Annotated in this window: 14 protein-coding genes and 1 tRNA gene; 7 read left to right on the top strand and 8 right to left on the bottom strand. The window is 54.3% G+C overall.

Annotation, left to right across the window (positions count from 1 at the left end; all coding sequences use genetic code 11):
* The first annotated feature begins 110 nt into the window (after positions 1-110).
* Entirely contained in the window at positions 111-845 is a 735-nt protein-coding gene (locus tag SH467x_RS06390) for a 3-keto-disaccharide hydrolase (protein WP_482370447.1), read from the top strand.
* Positions 846-922: 77 nt separating this feature from the next.
* Here the strand turns inward: SH467x_RS06390 and deoC are convergent, their stop codons facing one another.
* The 4 genes from deoC to SH467x_RS06370 all read right to left on the bottom strand — a co-directional run bounded on the left by deoC (position 923) and on the right by SH467x_RS06370 (position 4,904).
* Positions 923-1,654 carry a deoxyribose-phosphate aldolase gene (gene deoC, locus SH467x_RS06385; RefSeq protein ID WP_482370446.1) on the bottom strand — a complete coding sequence of 244 codons (732 nt, stop codon included), beginning with the start codon at positions 1,652-1,654 and terminating at the stop codon, positions 923-925.
* Between the two features lie 57 nt (positions 1,655-1,711).
* Complete coding sequence (gene trpS / locus SH467x_RS06380) at positions 1,712-2,677, bottom strand: tryptophan--tRNA ligase (RefSeq protein WP_482370445.1); 966 nt, start codon at positions 2,675-2,677, stop codon at positions 1,712-1,714.
* Positions 2,678-2,733: 56 nt separating this feature from the next.
* The gene (locus tag SH467x_RS06375) at positions 2,734-3,672 is read right to left on the bottom strand and encodes a dihydroorotate dehydrogenase (RefSeq protein ID WP_482370444.1); all 939 of its coding nucleotides are present in this window, start codon (positions 3,670-3,672) and stop codon (positions 2,734-2,736) included.
* 77 nt (positions 3,673-3,749) lie between these two features.
* A complete protein-coding gene (locus tag SH467x_RS06370) occupies positions 3,750-4,904 on the bottom strand; it encodes a helix-turn-helix domain-containing protein (RefSeq protein WP_482370443.1) in 1,155 nt (384 codons plus the stop codon).
* A gap of 320 nt (positions 4,905-5,224) precedes the next feature.
* Here SH467x_RS06370 and SH467x_RS06365 point away from each other — a divergent pair, with 320 nt between their 5' ends.
* From SH467x_RS06365 to aroA, 3 genes are all read left to right on the top strand, one after another.
* Positions 5,225-6,370: a HEAT repeat domain-containing protein gene (locus tag SH467x_RS06365; RefSeq protein WP_482370442.1), complete on the top strand. Its 1,146-nt coding sequence runs from the start codon at positions 5,225-5,227 to the stop codon at positions 6,368-6,370.
* Between the two features lie 82 nt (positions 6,371-6,452).
* A complete protein-coding gene (locus tag SH467x_RS06360; protein WP_482370441.1) occupies positions 6,453-7,706 on the top strand; it encodes an outer membrane protein assembly factor BamB family protein in 1,254 nt (417 codons plus the stop codon).
* Between the two features lie 39 nt (positions 7,707-7,745).
* Entirely contained in the window at positions 7,746-9,065 is a 1,320-nt protein-coding gene (aroA, locus tag SH467x_RS06355) for a 3-phosphoshikimate 1-carboxyvinyltransferase (RefSeq protein ID WP_482370440.1), read from the top strand.
* Positions 9,066-9,358: 293 nt separating this feature from the next.
* On the opposite strand, the gene SH467x_RS06350 is transcribed toward aroA, so the two are convergent.
* A complete protein-coding gene (locus tag SH467x_RS06350; RefSeq protein ID WP_482370439.1) occupies positions 9,359-10,834 on the bottom strand; it encodes a cryptochrome/photolyase family protein in 1,476 nt (491 codons plus the stop codon).
* 139 nt (positions 10,835-10,973) lie between these two features.
* Here SH467x_RS06350 and SH467x_RS06345 point away from each other — a divergent pair.
* The 3 genes from SH467x_RS06345 to SH467x_RS06335 all read left to right on the top strand — a co-directional run bounded on the left by SH467x_RS06345 (position 10,974) and on the right by SH467x_RS06335 (position 14,483).
* Positions 10,974-11,049: transfer RNA gene (locus SH467x_RS06345), tRNA-Pro, on the top strand.
* Positions 11,050-11,247: 198 nt separating this feature from the next.
* Entirely contained in the window at positions 11,248-13,839 is a 2,592-nt protein-coding gene (locus tag SH467x_RS06340; protein WP_482370438.1) for a M1 family metallopeptidase, read from the top strand.
* On the top strand, positions 13,836-14,483 hold the full coding sequence (locus SH467x_RS06335; protein ID WP_482370437.1) for a DUF6702 family protein: 648 nt from the start codon (positions 13,836-13,838) through the stop codon (positions 14,481-14,483). Before SH467x_RS06340 ends, SH467x_RS06335 begins: the two co-directional genes overlap by 4 nt.
* Before the next feature lie 270 nt (positions 14,484-14,753).
* Here SH467x_RS06335 and SH467x_RS06330 read toward each other — a convergent pair whose 3' ends face one another.
* From SH467x_RS06330 to SH467x_RS06320, 3 genes are all read right to left on the bottom strand, one after another.
* Positions 14,754-15,305 (bottom strand): transposase, encoded by a 552-nt coding sequence (locus SH467x_RS06330; RefSeq protein WP_482370436.1) that lies wholly within the window; start codon positions 15,303-15,305, stop codon positions 14,754-14,756.
* A gap of 702 nt (positions 15,306-16,007) precedes the next feature.
* A complete protein-coding gene (locus tag SH467x_RS06325) occupies positions 16,008-17,165 on the bottom strand; it encodes a transposase (RefSeq protein ID WP_482369908.1) in 1,158 nt (385 codons plus the stop codon).
* A gap of 1,142 nt (positions 17,166-18,307) precedes the next feature.
* On the bottom strand, positions 18,308-20,170 hold the full coding sequence (locus SH467x_RS06320) for a CRTAC1 family protein (RefSeq protein ID WP_482370435.1): 1,863 nt from the start codon (positions 20,168-20,170) through the stop codon (positions 18,308-18,310).

Raw genomic sequence — 20,170 nt, 5'->3', positions numbered from 1 at the left:
CCGTTTGAACTTCGCGCCCACTTTCGGCGAACCGCCCACGATTTTGTCAACTACAATACACGCCCGCTGTATTCACCCTTCACCACCTGAACTCTCCAGCAGGATTTACTATGATTCGTAGAACACTACTCGCATTGGCATTCGCTGCACTTTGCCAACCTCTGTACGCACAATCGTCGACCCCCGCGGCTTCCGGAGACGATTATCGGCAGCTCTTCAACGGCAAAGATCTCACGGGCTGGAACGGCGATCCGGCGTACTGGTCGGTTAAGGATGGAATCATTCACGGCGAAACCACAGCCGAGAATCCAGCCAAAGGGAATACGTTCCTGATCTGGACCGAAGGAAAGCCGAAGGATTTTGAGCTCAAACTTGAATTCCGATGCACCGCCGATAACAACTCGGGCATCCAATACCGCTCCAAACACATCACCGATAACTCGGCGAAGAACAAATGGGTGGTCCGGGGATACCAACACGAACTGCGCAACGAGGTGAAGTTCCCCAACGTGTCGGGCTTCATCTACGACGAAGGTGGGAAACGGGGCCGTATCTGTTTGACCGGCGAAAAAGCATCCTGGGAGAAGGATGGCAAAAAGGTCCAAGAGACATTGATGGATGCCGCTGCCTACGAAAAGCTGTTCAAGTTGAACGACTGGAATGAAGTGACCATTCGAGCCAAAGGCAACAACGTCCAGCATTTCATGAATGGAAAGCTGGTGCTCGACTTCACAGACAATGATCCTGCGTTGGCTCTCTCGGAAGGGGTAATCGCCCTTCAATTGCACGCCGGGAAGCCCATGTGGACCGAGTTCCGAAATATTCGCATTAAGGAACTGCGGTAAATCTGCAGTCGTTACGTTGCGAACGCGGCACAGCAAGCATTACTAGCAGCGAAACGTTACTGGTGACGAAACGGTTGCTAGTAGCCGGGGGTAGTTGAAGCGGACGGGGCTACGCTGATCGGAGCGAGTCCCAGTCGCTGTCGTGCCTCGCCGAGAATCTCTGCCGTGCGCGAAGCTCCGACACGCGTGACTCCCATGCTCCGTACATGAACGAGAGCATCGCAGTCCCGAACCCCACCAGCTGCTTTCACCTGCACTCCCCCCGAAACGTGATCCAGCATCAAACGCAGGTCTTCAAGGGTTGCACCGCCCGTACCGTAGCCCGTGCTCGTCTTGACCCAGTCGGCACCGTGTTCGCAGCAAATCTTGCAGAGTTCGATCTTCTGGGCATCGCTCAAGTAGCAGTTTTCGAAGATCACTTTGACCTTCCGATTGGCATCGTGCGCTAACCGGGTTATGGCGCCGATCTCTTCACTCACCAGCCGCCAGTTGCTGCTGAGCACGGCGCTGATATTGCTGACCATATCCAACTCCAAACATCCATCCTCGATCAGCTGCTCCGCTTCGATCAACTTCGTGCGCGTCGTGTGCCCGCCATGCGGAAACCCAACCGTGCTGCTCGGAGCAACCGTCGTCCCCTGCAACCGCTCGACGCAACGTCGATGGTAATAGGGCATAATGCAGATGCTCGCGACATCGTACGCGATCGCCAAATCAATTCCCGACTCCAATTGCTCCACCGTCAACGTTGGGTTGAGCAGCGAGTGGTCGATCATCTTGGAAAGGTCGGCGTAGGTGTAGTCTGGCATTTTGATTTTCGTGTCGGTAAGGGTGTTGGTGAGGAACGCCGGTGTTTGGCTGAATCGTTATCTGGCAAGCCCGCAGGCGCGCTGCGCTCGATCCAGTACCGCCCTGGCTCTCGCTCTGGCTCTCTCGGCCCCCTCGCGAAGGATTTGATCGACTCGGTCCGGGTTCCCTTCTAATTCCGCTCGACGTGCACGCGCAGGATCGAGATAGGCGTCGGCAGCGTCGGCAAGTCGCTTTTTGATATCCCCGTAGCCGAATCCACCTCGCAAATAAATCGCGCGGACTTCCTCGGTCTGTTCGGGCGTCGCGAAGAGTCGATAAAGCTGAAACAGATGGTCGGTTTCTGGATCCTTGGGATCCTCCATCGGACGCGAATCGGTGCTGATCCGCATGATCTTCTTCCGCAGGTCCTTGGCCGGTTCGAAGAGCCCCAAGGTATTGTTGTAGCTCTTGCTCATCTTCTCACCATCGGTTCCAGGCACCTTGGCAGCATCTGCCACGATCCTCGCTTCAGGCATCGTGAAGACTTCGCCGTAATGGGCATTGAAGCTTCGGGCCAAATCGCGGCATACCTCGATATGCTGGACTTGATCCTCTCCAACGGGAACCCAGTTCGCGTCATAAGCCAAAATGTCCGCCGCCATGAGAACGGGATAGGTGAACAATCCCGCATCTGCTTTTAGACCTTTCTCCTTTTTGTCCTTATAGGCGTGGCAACGCTCCAGCAATCCTAGGGGAGTCCCGGTCATGAGCAGCCAACAGAGTTCCGACACCTCGGGAATATCCGACTGCACAAACAACGTCGCTTTCGCAGGATCCAATCCGAGAGCCAACAGATCCAAGGCGGCATCACGTACGAAGCCTTGCAACACCGCTGCATCGCGAACAGTCGTCAGCGCATGAAGATCGGCGATAAAGTAATAACCTTCGTGCTCGTGCTGCAACTCGATGTACTGCTTGATCGCGCCGAAGTAATTGCCCCAATGAAACCGACCCGTCGGTTGTATTCCGCTTAGTACCCGCATGAATTCCTTGTTTCGTTTTTTGGAATGTTCCGAACCCGTTCCAAGATAGAAACGGGTTATCGATTCAACTGCAATGTTCGAACAATATCTTGCACCCGAGTCTTACCAAGGGACTCAATGGCCGCGGGCAAGCCCTCTAGGATCCGGATGCTGGCCAATGGATCGTAGTAGTTGGCCGTTCCGACTTGGATGGCGCTGGCTCCTGTGACCATGAACTCCATGCAGTCGTCAAGGTTCGCGATGCCTCCGACTCCAATGATCGGCACATCGACTTGACTGGCAACCTGGTGCACGCAACGCAACGCGATCGGTTTGATCGCCGGACCGCTGAGGCCTCCAACGTTGTTGGCGAGCAATGGCCGAGATTTTCGCCAATCGACAGCCATTCCAAGGACGGTGTTGATGCAGGAAACAGCATCGGTCCCGCCTTCCTTGGCCGCTTTGGCGATATCGACGATACGCGTCACATTGGGGGTCAGTTTGGTGATGATCGGGCATGCAAGCACGCCTCGCACCCCCTCGACCACTTTCCGGCATAGAACTGGATCGGTCCCGAAATCGACTCCGCCGGCGACATTAGGACACGATACGTTGAGCTCGACGGCTTGAAGTCCCTCCGCCTCGTTCAATCGTTCCGCAAGTGCGATGAAGTCCTCAAGGCTCTTGCCGGCAATGCTGACAATCACCGTCGCGCCGCAAGAGCGGAGATAGGGCCAATGATTGGCTAGAAAATAATCGATGCCATCGTTGTCCAAACCGATGGCGTTGAGCAACCCCGCACTGGTTTCGACGGTCCGCCACGGGGCATTGCCCGGTCGAGGATTCTGCGTGATCGTCTTGGGGAGCACCCCACCCAGACGTTCAAACGGAACCACTCCAGCAAGCTCTTTCGCGTATCCGAACGTTCCCGATGCGACCAACACCGGGTTAGCCAGCGTCAGGCGACCAAGCTGAACCGACAAGTCGACTGGCGACTCCGCTCCAGCGAAATCCATGGATTTGCCCGACTCAGACGTACCCGAATTAGCTAGGCCCGAATCAGCAGTGTGCGAGGATGGAACCGTAGGATTCATCAACCTGGCTGGCCTTTACCTAATCGTTTGGCAATCGCTTCGGTGGGCAATGGAATGATCGTCGCATTGGCCATCGTGTCGGTCGCGAGGACGTCGAGCGAAGCGTCCGCAGTATCTTCCGCCTCGTACTGGACGAGGTAGGCGCCCACCTGCAAATAATTCTCGTGGAATGTGGGTGGCCAAAAGTCCTCAGCGCGGTGCGCCAAGGTTCTTGCAAGCAACCGCGTGGCTCGTCCAGAGAATCCGCTCAAGACCATCTCTAGCCGCCCCAAAGACTCTCGGAAGATATAAAAGACCAGCGCTGCATCTTTACCTGGTGTCGCTCCTCCTGCGAACTCCCAAGTTCCGTCAGCTTTCTCGTAATAAAGTCCCGGCTCCGTCGACTTCTCCGACTTGCTGAGCTGACGTCCGGCCGAGCAAGCTGGCGGATGGGGATCGTGATCCCGATATCGGAGAAAGAACGGGCAAGCGCGATCGGATGCCTTCTCCACGTCGTCCTGGGAAACGAAAGGATCGCAGCCAAAAGCATTCGCCAACACCAACTCGACAGTCGGATTGCTTTTTACCGACCCCAAACAGACCATGGCCTTATCGCCATTCATCTCCGAAAAGTCATCGTAAACATTCTGAGACCGAGCGTGGACTTGCTCCGTCGACATGGTCCCCGGACTCCAAACCAGCGTTTGTCGCAAGTGCTCGATGTGCGGAACGTCCTTGCCCGCCGTCTTCTTGCCCGAAACCGCCTTGGCCGTTCCCCCCAACGTGGAGACACCATTGAGGACTTCGCCCGCCAATACACTGTCGGAAGCGACGATCCAAGCGGTGTCGGCATTTTCATCGTCGGGCGGCTTGCGGACTCCAACGCAAATCTCCAATCGGCTGCGTCGGGCGAGCATCTCCCAAAAGTTCTCGGGGGTCACGGCGAACAGCGCGCCAGGGAGCTCTTCCGCGCGAGCATACCCATGTTCGATCAAGTAATCACAGAGGCGCGACAACGCTTCGATCGGTATGTACTTAGCCTCGTTCTTCAGCAACGCAGCGACTTGGTGACGGTCCAATCCCGTGTATTCGACTATCGCCTTGATCGTTCCCGGTCGCTTCCTTCGATCGGGGGTATGTCCTAACAGTTCTGCTAATCGGAATGCGTACCGCATGATCCTGATTTCAACTTTCTTGCAGAAGGAGTGCTCGCTATCGCCAGCAGGCGCAGCCTTTGGAAAAGGTTCCCCATCGAACCGCTATCGCGGCCCCGTATCTCTATAAAGATACCTGATAACACGACAGAATGTCTCGACGAAGAGACTTACAGGATACCAAAATCCCCTTAAAAGTTAAGTAGACTCACACTGCGGCGATTGCACTGGTTCGATTCGCTCGGACCTTCTCGATTCCGATTCGGTTTTTCCTCCAAAATCTGATACTCTATGGCAGTCTGAGTTTCCATCTTCCATAAGCGGTTTCCTCGATGAGTTTCATGCGTTTTCCCGCCCCTTCTTTCCAGGGCATCCAAGTCCTTTTCGGTGCAGCGGTTTGCTCGACTCTTTTGTTCCAACCCGGGACAGCACAAGAATCGAAGTCGTCGGTTCCTGCCTCGCTCGCGGAGTTGGCCAAAATGGATGTCGGGGACTCCGACACATTGAAAGCGGGCAAACTTGCCGCCCAGCTCCGCTCCTCGGGCACTTTTACGCTTCTCCAGACTCTGGAAGCGATGCGAGGCGCCACCCCGATCGGAAAGAACTGGCTCATGGGGTTCGCCAACCAAGCCTACAAAAAAGAGCTGGCGTCGAAGCCTCCCCAGGAACTGAACGCCGCGTTGGAACGCTTCCTTGCAGACCGATCCCAAGACGGGGAAGCCCGAGCGACGGTATTCGAGTGGCTCACGCAATCGAATCCAGAATCACGCAAGACTTGGCTCGCGCGGATGCAAGACGACCCGAGCCCCGAGCTTCGCTTCGCAGCGATCGACGCAGCCCTTCCGACTACGAAGGAAGTCGAACCCCTCCTCCGGTTGCTCGAGAATGCACGACATCCCAATCAAGTCTCGACGATCATCAAATCGCTGGCGGATGCAGGAAAGGAGATTGATCAAGCCAAACACTTCGGCTTCCTCCAGTCCTTTCGTTTGATCGGGCCGTTCGATCACGTCGGCACCAAAAACTTCAACAAAGCATTTCCTGTCGAAACAGATTGGATCGCTGGCAAGACCGCCGATACTTATGAAGGGAAGCACGGCGAAGTCCGTTGGATGGAACACACAACGGATGACAAAGACGGCAGTGTCGATCTGGCCAAACTCTACAACAACGAAAAGGGGTGCATTGTCTACGCCACGGCTGAATTCAATTCCCCGATCGACGGACCCGCAGAACTGAGACTTGGCTCTATCATCGGTCAGAAGGCTTGGGTGAACGGCAAACAGGTGATGGCCAACGAAGTCTATCACTCCGCTTCGCAGATCGACCAATACATCGAACCGATTCAATTGAAAAAGGGGCTCAATCGAATTCTGATCAAGCTCTGTCAAAACGAGCAAAAAGAGTCGTGGGCACAAAATTACCAATTCATGGTCCGCATCACCGACTCCACAGGCAAGGCCATCCAGCCGCTCGCAAAGAACTGATCTGCGGCATGCGAATGGATCTACGTAACTACTTCATCGCTTCCAACCCAACGCGCGATTCCTATCATCCGGACCGTCTGACATGTCTTCCTTGAAATCATTTCGAATCCAACGAGCCTTCCTCCAGTTTCTTTTGGGCTCGGCCGCGACGGTCGTTCCCCTGGTGTTGCCGCTTCCCGATGCGTTGGCCGATTGGCCTCAGTTTCGTGGCGAAACAGCGAATCCGGTTCTGTCCGGTGTAAGTCTGCCGGTCGAGTTCGGAGGGGAAACGAAAAAGAACGTCGCTTGGAAAATAGATATCCCGGGCCGATCGGTCGGGGGGGCGATTGTCGTTGGAGATCAAGTCATCACGACCAGCAGCGGCGGGATGGACCAACGGCGTCTCTTCGTGCTCAGCTTTGACGCGAAGGATGGCAAGAAGCTTTGGGAGCAAGAGTTGATCGCGCGAGGTCGCCCCTATTCGCACCCGACCAGCGCCAACGCTGCGCCGACCCCTGCCTCCGACGGCAAAAACGTTTACGCATTCTTCAGCTCCAATGACTTGGCATGCGTGTCGCTCCAAGGGGATTTGCTGTGGTATCGCTCCCTGACTTCGGAGTTCCCTAAGGCTGCGAACGACACGGGCATGAGTTCCTCTCCTTTGCTCATCGATGGCGTGTGCGTGATCCAAATCGAGTGCCAAGGGGACTCGTTCGCCGCGGGACTCGATGCCGCAACGGGGGCGATGCTGTGGAAGATCGATCGCCCCGCCAAGGCGAATTGGTCCTCTCCGACGTCCATGACCGACGCGGATGGTCAGAAGCTCGTGGTGATGCATTCAGGCGAGGATGTCTTGGCCGTGAAACCGAAAGATGGCTCGATCGCCTGGCGATTGGAAACGGGATGCTCGACCGTACCATCTTCGTTGGTGTTTGAAAACAAACTCTATGTTCCCGCCGGCGGGATCACCGCTTTCGATCTTTCCAGTTCCGGAACACCCAGCAAACTTTGGGCATCGAACAAAGCCAACTCGAACGCTTGCTCACCCCTCGTCAAAGACGGTCGAATGTACACCGTCAATCGAACGGTGCTCGTCTGTAGCGATATCTACACCGGTATGGTCTTGTGGCAACTCCGCATCGCGGAGGGAAGCATTTGGTCCTCGCCTGTCATTGCTGGAGATCGGCTCTATCTATTCTCCCAAGACGGCGTTTGCTCGGTGGTGAAACTGGGAGCAGATGGTGGGGAGAAACTGGCTGCCAATCCGCTGGGAGAAGAAGTGCTCGGCTCGCCAGCCATATCCGGTAACGCAATGTTTGTGCGCAGTGTTTCCTCGCTATGGAAAATCGCAGAGTAGATTCCGCTGCCCACCACTCTCACTTCAGATACATCTTCGGTGAAACCTCAATCTGTTCAGTTTGAACCAGTCGCTGCACCTGTTCGAGGGAACGCGCATGTCCCTGGTTCCAAAAGCATCACGAACCGAGCGTTGATCTGCGCTGCAATGGCTCAAGGGCCGTCGATCCTGTCGGGGGTCCTCGAAAGCGAGGATACCGAGGTGATGATCGAGGCTTGGAAAAGCCTCGGTCTCTCCCTGCATTGGGACAAACAATCGGAAGTCGTAAGAATCGAAGGCTGCGGTGGCAAGCCACCTAAGCCGCACGGGGACTTGTACATCGCGAATAGCGGAACATCGATCCGATTCCTGACCGCAGCCTTGGCCGCGACGCAAGGCGAGTACCGACTTGACGGCGTCCCCCGTATGCGAGAGAGGCCCATCGCCGATCTCATCGACGGGTTGCGAGAGCTAGGTGCAGATGTTTGCAGCGAAAATGAATCCAATCCAAATTGCCCCCCTGTACGCGTGCACGGCTTGGGACTTGAAGGGGGAGACGCACATGTCGCAGGGAACGTCTCAAGTCAGTTCCTGAGCGGAATGATGATGGCATCCCCCTATGCGCGAGCACCCATCACGATACAAGTAACCGGGGAGCTTGTTTCCAAGCCTTATGTGGAGATGACAGCAGCCGTCATGCAATCATTCGGCGTCTCGGTAGAGAGCCATCCATCTGAAAACTCCGCTAAACTGCATTACCAAATCAATGCACCGATGTTCTATCGTGGCTGCGAATATGCGATCGAGCCAGACGCTTCGGCCGCAAGTTACTTTTGGGGGGCTGCTGCGATCACCGGTGGAAAAGTGCGGGTGCAAGGGCTTTCGCGAGGGGCTTTGCAAGGGGATGTCGGTTTCGTGGAAGTCCTTGAGAAGATGGGATGCGAAGCTATCTACGGCGAGGACTTTATCGAAGTCATTGGCAAGCCGTTGCGAGGAATCGATATTGATATGAATGCCATCAGCGATACCGTTCAAACCTTGGCTCCGATTGCTATGTTTGCAGAAGGACCAACGCGTATACGCGGGGTGGCCCACAATCGCCATAAAGAAACCGATCGGATCGGCGACCTGGCGAAAGAGCTTCGCAAAGTCGGAGCTCAAGTAACCGAGCACGAGGACGGACTGACGATCCAACCAGGAGCCTACCACCCAGCCGTGTTGGAAACCTACCATGACCACCGTATGGCGATGAGCTTCGCTTTGATCGGCATGCGAACGCCAGGCATCACGATTTTGGATCCTCGGTGCACGAACAAGACCTTCCCGCGATACTTCGAGGTGATGGGGGATTTGATTGGTCAGTCCCCTTGTTATCGGTAGCTCCGAACGCTCTTGCCTACCAAGATTGTTATCTTCGACCGGAGCAATTGCAAGAAAGAGAGATGCAACGAGCGTCCCCAGTATCCAGCTTGGAAACAGAAGGGATGCTAAGATCGATGCGATCAAGAGGTGTTCGATGAGGACACCTACCTGACCCCGCGATATATCCAACGGTAAGATGTTCATGGCGGAGGGTAACAAGCCATCGAACAAGAAGAGAAATAGTACGAACAACCCTATCGGCCTGTAGCGATACCACTTTGGCGGATCGACACCTGCACCGCGAAGTGCGACTATTGCAATCTCTGCAGGAAACCTTCGGAAACTTCGAGGTGACGATCGAATTTAGGTCCCATTTTATCAAGCTGCTTGGTCATAACGCTCATCCGTGGATTGCGTTCAAAGTACGAACGATGTAGATGCATGAATCGCCAATAAAGTCCATCCCAGACTTCACACCAGTCTCCTTTCTTGAAGTTGCTCATCTTGAGCACATAGGAGGAGCCGCTGATATAGGGTTTGGTTGTGATCATCCCACCATCAGCGTGCTGACTCATGCCATAGACATTCGGTACCATCACCCAATCGTAAGAATCGACGAATAACTCCATGAACCATTGGTAAATGGCATCCGGATCGATTTCGCAAAGCAACATGAAATTACCGAGTATCATCAGCCTCTCGATGTGATGGCAGTAGCCTGTCCGGAGTGTTCGCCGAATGACCACATCCACCGGCTCGATCCCCGTGGTACCGTTGTAGAATGATTGGGGCATCGGTCGGTGATGCCCCCAGTAGTTACAAGTCCGTTGGAGCCGACCTAGTTTTCGATAGACGAGCCGCATGTACTCTCGCCATCCGATCACTTGCCGAAGAAATCCTTCGAGGGAATTCAATGGCACATCGGCTCGACGCTTCATGGCCTCTTCGATAATCGTCTCGGGACCGATCAATCCGATGTTGAGCATTGGGGTGAGTACCGAGTGAAACAGGACGGAAGCCTCGCGATCGATTGCGTCTTCGAAGTCGCCGAATTGGGCTAGGCGTTCATCGAGAAAGCGGAGGAGCCAACGATGGGCGTCCGTTTCATGAAACGGATACATCAATGCAAGGTCATCGCCGATCGCATGGGGAAAACGATGGCGGATGTACTCGCTCGCCTCCTTGGAGTAGGGGCTGGGCGCGGGGTTCTCGATAGCAGGAAGGTTAATCTCTTTGGGAAGCTTTTTACGGTTGTCGGTATCGAAACTCCATTTGCCACCGACCGGCTTTCCATCCTCGTCGAGAAGCAATCGCAATCGATTCCGTTGCTCGATGTAGAAGTTTGTAAAGAAGTACTTTTTCTTTCCCTCGGTCCAGCGTTCGATTTCGGCGATTGGGGTAATGAAATTGGGGGATGGATGGATGGTCAATCGAATTCCAGCAGTGTGAAGAGCAGATCCAATGCGGCGGGACAGAAAATCATCCTCGGGGTCGATCATATGCGCCTCGGAGATCTGCTGCTCTACCAATGCTTGGGCCAGATCCTGAGTCGAGGGGAGGGTGTGGGCTTCGACATAATGTTTCCGTCCACCTTTGGGAACCGCAGCATGATCGAAGTGCCATCGCATGGACGCCCGATGAAGCATGAGTTTCTGGCGATGGAAGGGATATTGGGAGAAATACAAAGGGTCTTCGATCCAGAAGGTATCGGTCGCTGGGAATTTCTCCGTCAGGTTGTGGAAGAGTTGGTGTGGGAAAACCAGGGTAGCGGATCGAGGGGCTGGCATGCTTAGGATGCTTTCAGGGAGCCGATGCTCTTGGCGGTAGCAGGATCTTGGATTACACTTCTCCGTTCCAGTAAAGCCGGGAGTCAATCCGCGATTTGCAACGCAAATCGTAGTCAGCCTTGGTCGAGCTGGGAAAAATCGGGCCGTAGCGCAGCCTGGATTAGCGCGCTACCTTGGGGTGGTAGAGGTCGGGAGTTCGAATCTCCCCGGCCCGATTGCTAAAAACCCTGCATTTCCTCGCGAATTGCAGGGTTTTTTCGTAGGCAATTTCCTTTTCCGCCAGCGCTAGGAAATACGCTAGCCGGGGAACTATACTAAACTCCCATCTGGATCGGCTTTTGCCCTCTCTCTCCGGGTCCAGATTCCTCCCAACTGCTTAGCATTCTCCCCTTTTCCTCGTTGATCGAGTCCCCATGAATACCTATTCGAAGATTCTTTGTTGCTTCGTCGTTGGATGGTTGGCCGTGAGCGGTAGCACGCTGTGGGCGCAGCCATTTGCAAATAAAAAATACGGACAGGAAGACAAGTTCCGTCAGTTGGAAGAGATTCTTCCCACCCCCAACTCGTACCGTGCTGCTACAGGGGAACCTGGCCCAGACTATTGGCAGCAGAAGGTCGATTACAACATCGATGTGACGCTCGATGATGAAAAGCAAACCATCTTTGGCTTGGAATCGATCCGCTACCACAACCAATCTCCTCATGGTTTGAAGTATCTCTGGTTGCAGCTCGATCCCAATATCTTTAAACCGGATAGCGATGCCAACAAAACCCGTTCGGGGCGCTTCGGAGGCTCGCAAGGCCGAGTCTCAACGGGCGAGATCGAAGCGATCAAACTGAGGCAGTCGTTTGAAGGTGGCTGCAACATCGAGACGGTCACGGACATGCAAGGCAACGCGATCCCCCACAAGGTCGTGGATACGATGATGCGAATCGATCTCAAGTCGCCGTTGCCCTCGGGAGAGGTCTTTCAGTTCAAAGTGAAATGGAACTACAAGATCAACAATGCAAGGCTTTTAGGAGGAAGAGCTGGCTACGAGTACTTCGAAAAGGACGGGAATTATCTCTACGAAATCGCACAGTGGTTCCCTCGCTTGGCCGCTTTCACCGATGTGAACGGATGGCAACACAAACAGTACCTGGGGCAAGGAGAGTTCACCCTCGAATTCGGTGATTACATCGTTCGCATCACCGCACCCGCAGATCATATCGTCGCCTCAACGGGCGTCCTTCAAAATGCGAATGAGGTTTTGACAGAGAAACAACGCAATCGACTGGAAGAGGCAAAGAAGTCGCCTAAACCGATCTTCGTCGTCACTCCCGAAGAAGCCAAAGAAAATGAAAAGGAGAAGGCCAAGGAAACAAAGACTTGGGTTTACCATGCCGAAAACGTTCGAGACTTTGCATTCGCCTCGAGCCGGAAATTTATTTGGGATGCGCAGGGACATGACGTTAACGGAAACGAGACCTTGGCAATGAGCTACTACCCCAATGAAGGGGAACCGCTTTGGAGCAAATACAGCACGCATGCCATCATCCACACTCTGAACGTCTACAGCCGATACAGCTTCGACTATCCCTATCCCATTGCCATCAGCGTCAATGGACCTATCGGGGGAATGGAATACCCGATGATTTGCTTCAATGGACCTCGTCCACGAGAAGACGGTACCTATTCATCGGCCACCAAGTATGGATTGATCTCGGTCGTGATCCATGAAGTCGGGCACAACTACTTTCCCATGATCGTCAATAGCGATGAAAGACAGTGGTCGTGGATGGACGAGGGAATCAACACGTTCCTGCAGTACCTTGCTGAACAAGAGTGGGAGGACAAGTATCCGTCGCAACGTGGGGAACCCGAGTTCATCGTCCCCTACATGCAAAGCACCGAGCAAGTTCCGATCATGACCAATAGCGATTCGATCATGCAGTTTGGCCCGAATGCCTACACCAAACCTGCCACGGCTCTGAACGTATTGAGAGAAACGGTGCTGGGGCGCGAACTTTTTGATTTCGCTTTTCGCGAGTACTCGGTCCGATGGAAATTCAAACGACCAATGCCCGCTGACTTCTTCCGAACCATGGAGGATGCGTCTGGAGTTGACTTGGATTGGTTTTGGCGAGGATGGTTCTATACCACTGAGCATTGCGATATCGCAATGGACAAGGTCGAGATTTTTGAGCTCGACACCAACTCACCCGACGAAAATGCCGAGATTGCTAAGCAGAAAAAAGAAAGCCGCCGCAAGTCGCTTTCCGAACAGCGAAACGAAGGCATGAAACGTCGAGTCGACGAATTTCCAGAGCTCAAGGATTTCTACAACACCTACAACCCGAACGAAGTGACCGACGAGCAGCGCAAGGCGTTTGAGAAGTTCAAGTCGGAATTGAGCGATAAGGAGCGAGCAGTCTTCGAAAGCACTGATCGCTATTGCCGTGTCGCACTGAAGAACGAAGGTGGTTTGATCATGCCGATCATCCTCCTGGTGACCTACACAGACGATACCACTAAGGAGATTCGTATTCCCGCCGAGATCTGGCGAGTGAATAACTTGCAATGCGACACGTTCTTCGTCGCGGAGAAAGCAATCAAAGAAATCGAGTTGGATCCGTATCGCGAGACGGCAGATATCGACCGTTCCAACAACTACTTCCCAGCTCGATTCGAACCGACTCGATTCCAACTTTTCAAAGGCGGACGTGTTGGACGCGGAGGAGCGGCGGGCGGCGAGGAAAATCCAATGCAACGAGCAAAGCGATTGGAAGAAGCGAAAGCGAAAGCGGAGAAAGCCAAGTCCGAAGCGAAAGAAGCGGAGGATTCGCCGAAGAAGCCTGAAGTGAAAGAGGATGCTTCGCCCACTATCGATGGAAAGGAGGCGAAGAAGCCTGAGCCGACGGTGAAGAACGACGATGAAGCCGCAAAGAAGAAAAAGAAAGAGCTAAGGGAAGAGCGAAAGAAGAAGAAAAAGAAGGAAGCAGCTGCAGTGGGGGCCGACAAGTGATCGCTTGGCGCCTGAAGGATTGTAACACGCGTCGTTGGCTACTAGCCGCGTTAATGATAGGACTCGCCTGCTTGATCGGTACCGATCAAGCAGTTGCGCACCCCTACCATATCTGCGTCGGTCAAATGGCTTGGAACTCCCAATCCAAGGTTTGGGAGGTATCGCTTCGGCTCCACCCGCAGGATCTGGAGCGAGCCATGAAGCATTGGCGGCTTGCTGGCGTCACGCGGCCGCTATCGGATAATCAGCTCGCGGAACTTCAGAAGGGCTGTAGCGCTGAGGACCCGGAATTTGAGAAAACCATTTCGGAGTTCCTGCAGGGTGAATTCTTTTTTCTCGCACTACCCAAAGATTCGAAGTCCAGCGACGCCAAAGCGAGAATGGAATCCAAGGAAGCCAATCCCTTCGTTTCTAGCATGCAGTGGATTGGGAAGGAGACGGAGAAAGGATGGCTTTGGCTTCATTTTGAATTAACTCCGCCCAAATTGGATCGAGAGAATCCTGAGCTTTGGATTGTCAATAAGATCTTGATCGATGTCGTGGACAAGCAAGAAAACTCGCTCGCTGTCCAATGGTCACCGATGGAAAAGGTTTCGTATCAATTCAAAAAAGGTGAGATCGCGCGGCGCATGACGTTGAAATAGACAGCGATACACCGAAAATTGTTTTTCCGTCAGCCGCTAGCGCTCTTCGAAAACGTAGTTGCGAAATATTGTTTAACAGTCAGCCGATAGAGACTGTTGCGATAGTAGCATTTCACGCAGTTCTATTTGGGTCGAAGGTGTTCTGAACTTTCGATCGCAGCTGTTTATTGTTGGTCGGTCGTTTTGTGCGATCGATTAATGGATTACAGATGCTCGGAATTGCGTCTATTGTGGGGTTTCTCGCCCTTAATCGAACTACTTCTCCTCCACTTACGCTCCGGCGGGTTGTGCAGACGGAATGTCCCTTGCTGATGCGATTAGTTTGATCAATCGCTTCATGTTGAAAACCATGGCCGTTCCAAACATCTGGATCGGAACTTTGTCTTTGCCTCGATAACGAGACCGACGCGCACCATGGTGATTGACCAACGCGTTGAGCTTGCGCTCGATGGCCGGATGAGCCTTGCGCACCTCGGCAAAGCGATCCGTCCGGCTGCGATCTCGTATCCGCTGATGTTCGGCTTCATACTCACTTTTCATCACCGAACGACCGAACGGAGAATTCTCTTTCGATCGATGACATTGGGAAGCAAGAGGGCAGCCAGCGCATGTGGCTTTGGCAAATCGATAGGTCGTACCGCTGGGCTCTACCTGTTTGTAATGCGAAAGCTGCGCTGCAGGGCAGCGCACGCATGTTTCTCCGTTCGCGTTCGTGACTACTTCGAATTGATCTGCAGGAATCGCTACATCTTCGCGTGGCTTCTTGCGCGGCGTAAAAACAGTCATGGCCGGTCCATCTGGCGACTCGAGTTTGCGAATCATTGCACCGTCGAAGCCCGCTCCGTCGATGGATAGTTCTTATTCAACATAGAACACCATAGAAGGCACCATAGAAGGCACCCACCTATGGCAGCACCATAGGTGGCACCCATCTATTAGCGACCAAAGAAGGCACCCACCTATTCACCATAATCTATGGGGATCATTTGGACAGCGTTCTTAATCGTAGGCACCCATCTATCCTAATCGTAGCTAGTGGAAGGCACCCATCTACCCGGGGCGATCGGCGCGGGGGGCACGGGCGATCGGGGGGAAGAATGGGGCTGCGGATGCGGGATTTGGGGCCAATTTGGACCGACCAAAGAAGGCACCCACCTATTCACCATAATCTATGGGGATCATTTGGACAGCGTTCTTAATCGTAGGCACCCATCTATCCTAATCGTAGCTAGTGGAAGGCACCCATCTACCCGGGGCGATCGGCGCGGGGGGCACGGGCGATCGGGGGGAAGAATGGGGCTGTGGACGCGGGATTGGGGGCAACTTGGACAGAGTTGCAGTCGACTTGGCCAGGAAGTGCGCAGCAGCGAACATGGCCCAGTGCTGGAGTTCGGGCGAGGTGAGAGGCGGGGCTCTCGCCATGGCGCCATGGCGGAGTGGGCACCGCGAGGGGGGGTAACAGAGCGAGCGGCTAGGCGGTAGAGCAGCTACTAGGCCAAGCAAGCTTCTGCTAACCGAGGGCCGCTAAGCGAAGCAAGCGGCGACGAGCCGCTGGCCGCGACTCCAGCGATTGTTGGTCCGCTCCGCGTCGGCTACCATCGACTTGGGACTTCCACTACAGCGGCTGGTGCCAAAGTACTTCGTGTAGTTCCATACCAAGTCGCACCACATGCTGGGTTCGACTCCCAGCCCAGAGAATAAGGGCTTCAAGGATTCGGGGACCGGATGCAATTTCCCAGGAGGATGACCCTTCTGCTCCGCTGTCCAACGCAATAGCTTCACGTAGTCTTCCAGGTTCATGTTCAAGAACCCTTTGTTGCTGGCTCGCAGGCCGTTGGTGCAGGGCTCTGGATCCAACGAGTTCACCTTGGGGTCGAGCGTGAAGGGGGCCAGCCAAGCGTCTCTGGGGACCAGAGGACGGGGGCCACGGTTCTGACGAGCCTTCTTCTGCTCCTCCACCGTCATCTTGGTCCTCCGTTTGATCGATTCCTCTTTCGATAAAGGAACGCGATCCAGAGCCGTCGATTCGATCATTGCACCGTTGGCAGCTTGGAGACGATCGTACACGGAGGTGTGGATGGAGAGTTCGATCGTTTCGGCTAGATTCGCGCGGAGGACATTGAGATCGACATACATGGCGCATGCGAGCAAACCGGCTTCATCGAGAAGCCGATTGGCTTTGAATCGGCCTTCCCAGAAGCAACCGGTGCATTTGTCTTCTGCATTGGCTCGCCTGGCGATGACTTCGGCGAGAGAGCGCATGAACCAAGAGATATCGGAGAGTCGGCTTCGATACTCTTTGATCTTTTCTGGATCGGCTACGGCGCTTCGGACATCTTCTTCGTTGGCCTCGGCCAAGACATCGAGGATCCGGGTACCAGGAAAGAGTCGCAGCCAACGTGTGGCAACTTCTTGGTCAGACCAAGTAGCCACGACGTCGGGACGATTGCGGAGGACGACATGGAGGTGATTGGATAGGACGGCATATTCGAGAACGTCGATACCAAAGACGGAGGCAAGGGATTCGAGTCTTTGGCGAATCCATTCTCTTCGGTGGGAGTAGTCTGTGCTGGTGAGCTCATCGAAACCAGCCAGAAAGGCGCGACGGACACAACGGTTGTAGCAATGGACAAGGCAGATTTCGTTGCTAACGAATTGCTCAGAACGGAGCGTGCTGGACATGATGGATCTCTCCAGAGGTTCGGGGTGTAGATCCTATTACGTTATGGGATGGGGGAGCGGGTTGCAACCAAATAGAAGAACATTTTGGAGTGGGGGAATGCGAGCTAATCGAAGGCACTCAGCCGAGCGAATAGGTGGCAACGAGCGAATAGAACGAATAGAAGAGAACGAATAGAAGAGAACGAATAGAAGGCACCCATCTTTTGGGGGAGGAGGAAGATTGAAGGCACCCACGCATTGGGGGGATTCTCGCAAAGTCGCGAAAGCGCGAACGGATAGGAGGCACCCATCTATCGAGGGGGAGCGGCGCCGGGGGAGGTTTTTGTAAACGCGCAGAGGCTCAATGGAGAGCAAATAGAAGGCACCCACGTTTTTGCGCAACCAAATGGAAGGACATTTTGGATTGTGGGAATGCGAGCATTCTGGAGAGATTGTGGCACCCATGTAGGAGAGAGGATTGGTGCGAGGAGGTTTCTCGCCAAGGCGCTACAACGAATAGGTGGCACCCACCTTTTGGGGAGGCACGCAATGAATAGAAGGCACCCATCTTTTGGGGAGCGTTTTGGATTGCGGGAATGCGAGCATTCTGGAGAGATTGTGGCACCCATGTAGGAGAGAGGATTGGTGCGAGGAGGTTTCTCGCCAAGGCGCTACAACGAATAGGTGGCACCCACCTTTTGGGGAGGCACGCAATGAATAGAAGGCACCCATCTTTTGGGGAGCGATCTACTGGGGGGGACGTTTCTCGCAACGGCGCCGAGGCGCAAAAGAAGGCTAATCGAAGGCACCCACGCATTGGGGGGAGTTGGGGGGGATTCTCGCAAAGTCGCGAAGGTGCAAAGGAGGATAAGGGGGCGAAAGTGGGGTGCCCAGGATGGGAGGGATTCCCAGGATGGGGGGAGATGGTGGAAGGGGCGTGTACGCCTACGGCTGACTGCTAAACGCATCGGGGGCACCCATGAAGTGCGCCCACTAAACGCATTGGGGGCACCCATGAAGTGCGATGTATTGAAGTGCACCCATGAAGTGCGATGTAGACAAAATGAGGGCACCCTTTAGACGAATTGGGGGCACCCACGGAGTGCGTGAGGAGCTGGCAGTGGTATGTGCGTGCGTGCGTACCAGGGAACGTTCTGTTCGATCTAGGGAACGTTCTGTTCGATCGTAAGAAGTTGGTCAATGATTGGTCGAAGGACTTCCTGGACCGAGCCGTCAGGCCATGTGACGGTGAGTCGATCGATTTCGGTCTTGGCTCCCAAGCCGAAAGTCACAGGCAACTCGACTTGCGATAAGTAGCTTCGGGTGGGACTGACACGACGCATTTGTCGTTCATCCCCCATTCGGATTTCCACGGTGGCTCCAATTCCATCGCGATTCGATTTCTTCCCCACAAGCTTCACTCGAAGCCAATGATTCCCCACCTTTTGATCGTTTCGAAGCAATCGTGCTTTTTGACCGCAACTTGAAACGAGAAGATCGAGATCGCCGTCGCCATCGATATCGGCATAGGCAGTCCCGCGTCCAACCATCGGCTTGTGAAGATCAGGACCTGTTTCGCTTTCACGGCACTTGATGAACTCCGTGCTGAATTGTGCACCAGCATTCCAAAACAGCTGCGGTGGCTGCTCGTAATGCTGGCTGGCCTGAACGCGTGCAATGTCCTCTTCCAAGTGCCCGTTGGCTTGAAAAATATCGAGTCGACCATCGAGATCAAAATCCAGAAACAGAACTCCAAACGTGAGCTCTAGACGGGTCGCGGGCCCAAACCCATTGGCAACTGCCGCATCGTAAAATTGGAGATTCCGAGATCGGGAGACATAAAGGGCCGACATCTCGTTCGCAAAATTACCGATAGCCACGCCGATGGACGCATCGTTTCGAAATGCAGCTGCATCGATTCCCATCGCACCGCGTGCGGCGCCGGAGGCGTCAAAGGCGACACCCGCCAAAGCACCGATCTCTTCGAACGTTCCATCCCCTGTGTTGTGCATGAGAAAGTTTTGAACTGTGTCATTGGCGATGATGAAGTCCAAATTGCCGTCGGCGTCGAAATCCTCAAATACCAACCCCAGCGACTTAGCCATCGGAACTTGGGTCGAGGGATTGAGGACCTGCAGCCCTGCTTCCTTCGATACGTCTCGGAAGGTTCCGTCTCCATTGTTCTGAAAGAGAGAAGGGAACGTGCCACCGAACGGCTGGGGACGCCCATAGGCTCGCTCCGAACCGCCTACCAACCGGAACTCTTGAGCCAGATCCAGTTCGCGGCTCCATTGCACGTAGTGAGTGACCAGCAAATCGATATCGCCGTCCTTATCGTAGTCAAACCACCCGCTGGAAACGCTCCAAGCATTTGGCTCGCCACCTACGCCTGCTGAATCGGTGACATCGGTGAACTTCGAGCCGTCGTTTCGAAACAAAAGATCTTTACCAAGACAGGAGACGAACAAATCGACACGACCGTCATTGTTGTAATCTCCCATTGCACAGCCCATGCCGTAGACTTCAACCTCCAATCCAGAGCCGGAGGTGACATCGGTGAATACCCCTTTTCCATCGTTGGCAAACAGCTTCAGAGTGGCCGCTGGGGAGTCTGGCTTTTTGTCCTGTGGCCAAGCGCAAGAGTTGATCAACAGAATGTCTTGGTCGCCATCGGAATCGTAATCGAAGAACGCGCAGCCGCTCCCCATCGTTTCGGGTAAGAGTTTTTCACCGGTCGCGCCACTCGTGTGTTCGAACGCCACCAACTGACTGGCTTCGGTGACATCCGTCCACTTCACGTTTGGAACCGTGACTTTCGGCATTTCGCGTCGATCAGGAAGCGACGTCTCTTGAACGATCTCCTCCTTGGGCTTGGGCTTTTGGGAAAGATAGAAATAAGCACCTCCCCCGATGATCGCAAGGAGCGCGAAGACGATCGCAGAGCCTTTAAAGGCCCTCGCGATCACAGCGTCGTCCTGCTCCGATTCTTGATTCTCCAACTCGTTGTTGCTATTCGACGAAGCCAT

Source organism: Brakhagea slesvicensis (assembly GCF_052161625.1).
In the GTDB taxonomy this organism is placed as follows: domain Bacteria; phylum Planctomycetota; class Planctomycetia; order Pirellulales; family Pirellulaceae; genus JBKCUI01.
The sequence above is the reverse complement of the archived record's forward strand: the minus strand, read 5'-3'. Positions and strand labels throughout refer to the sequence as shown.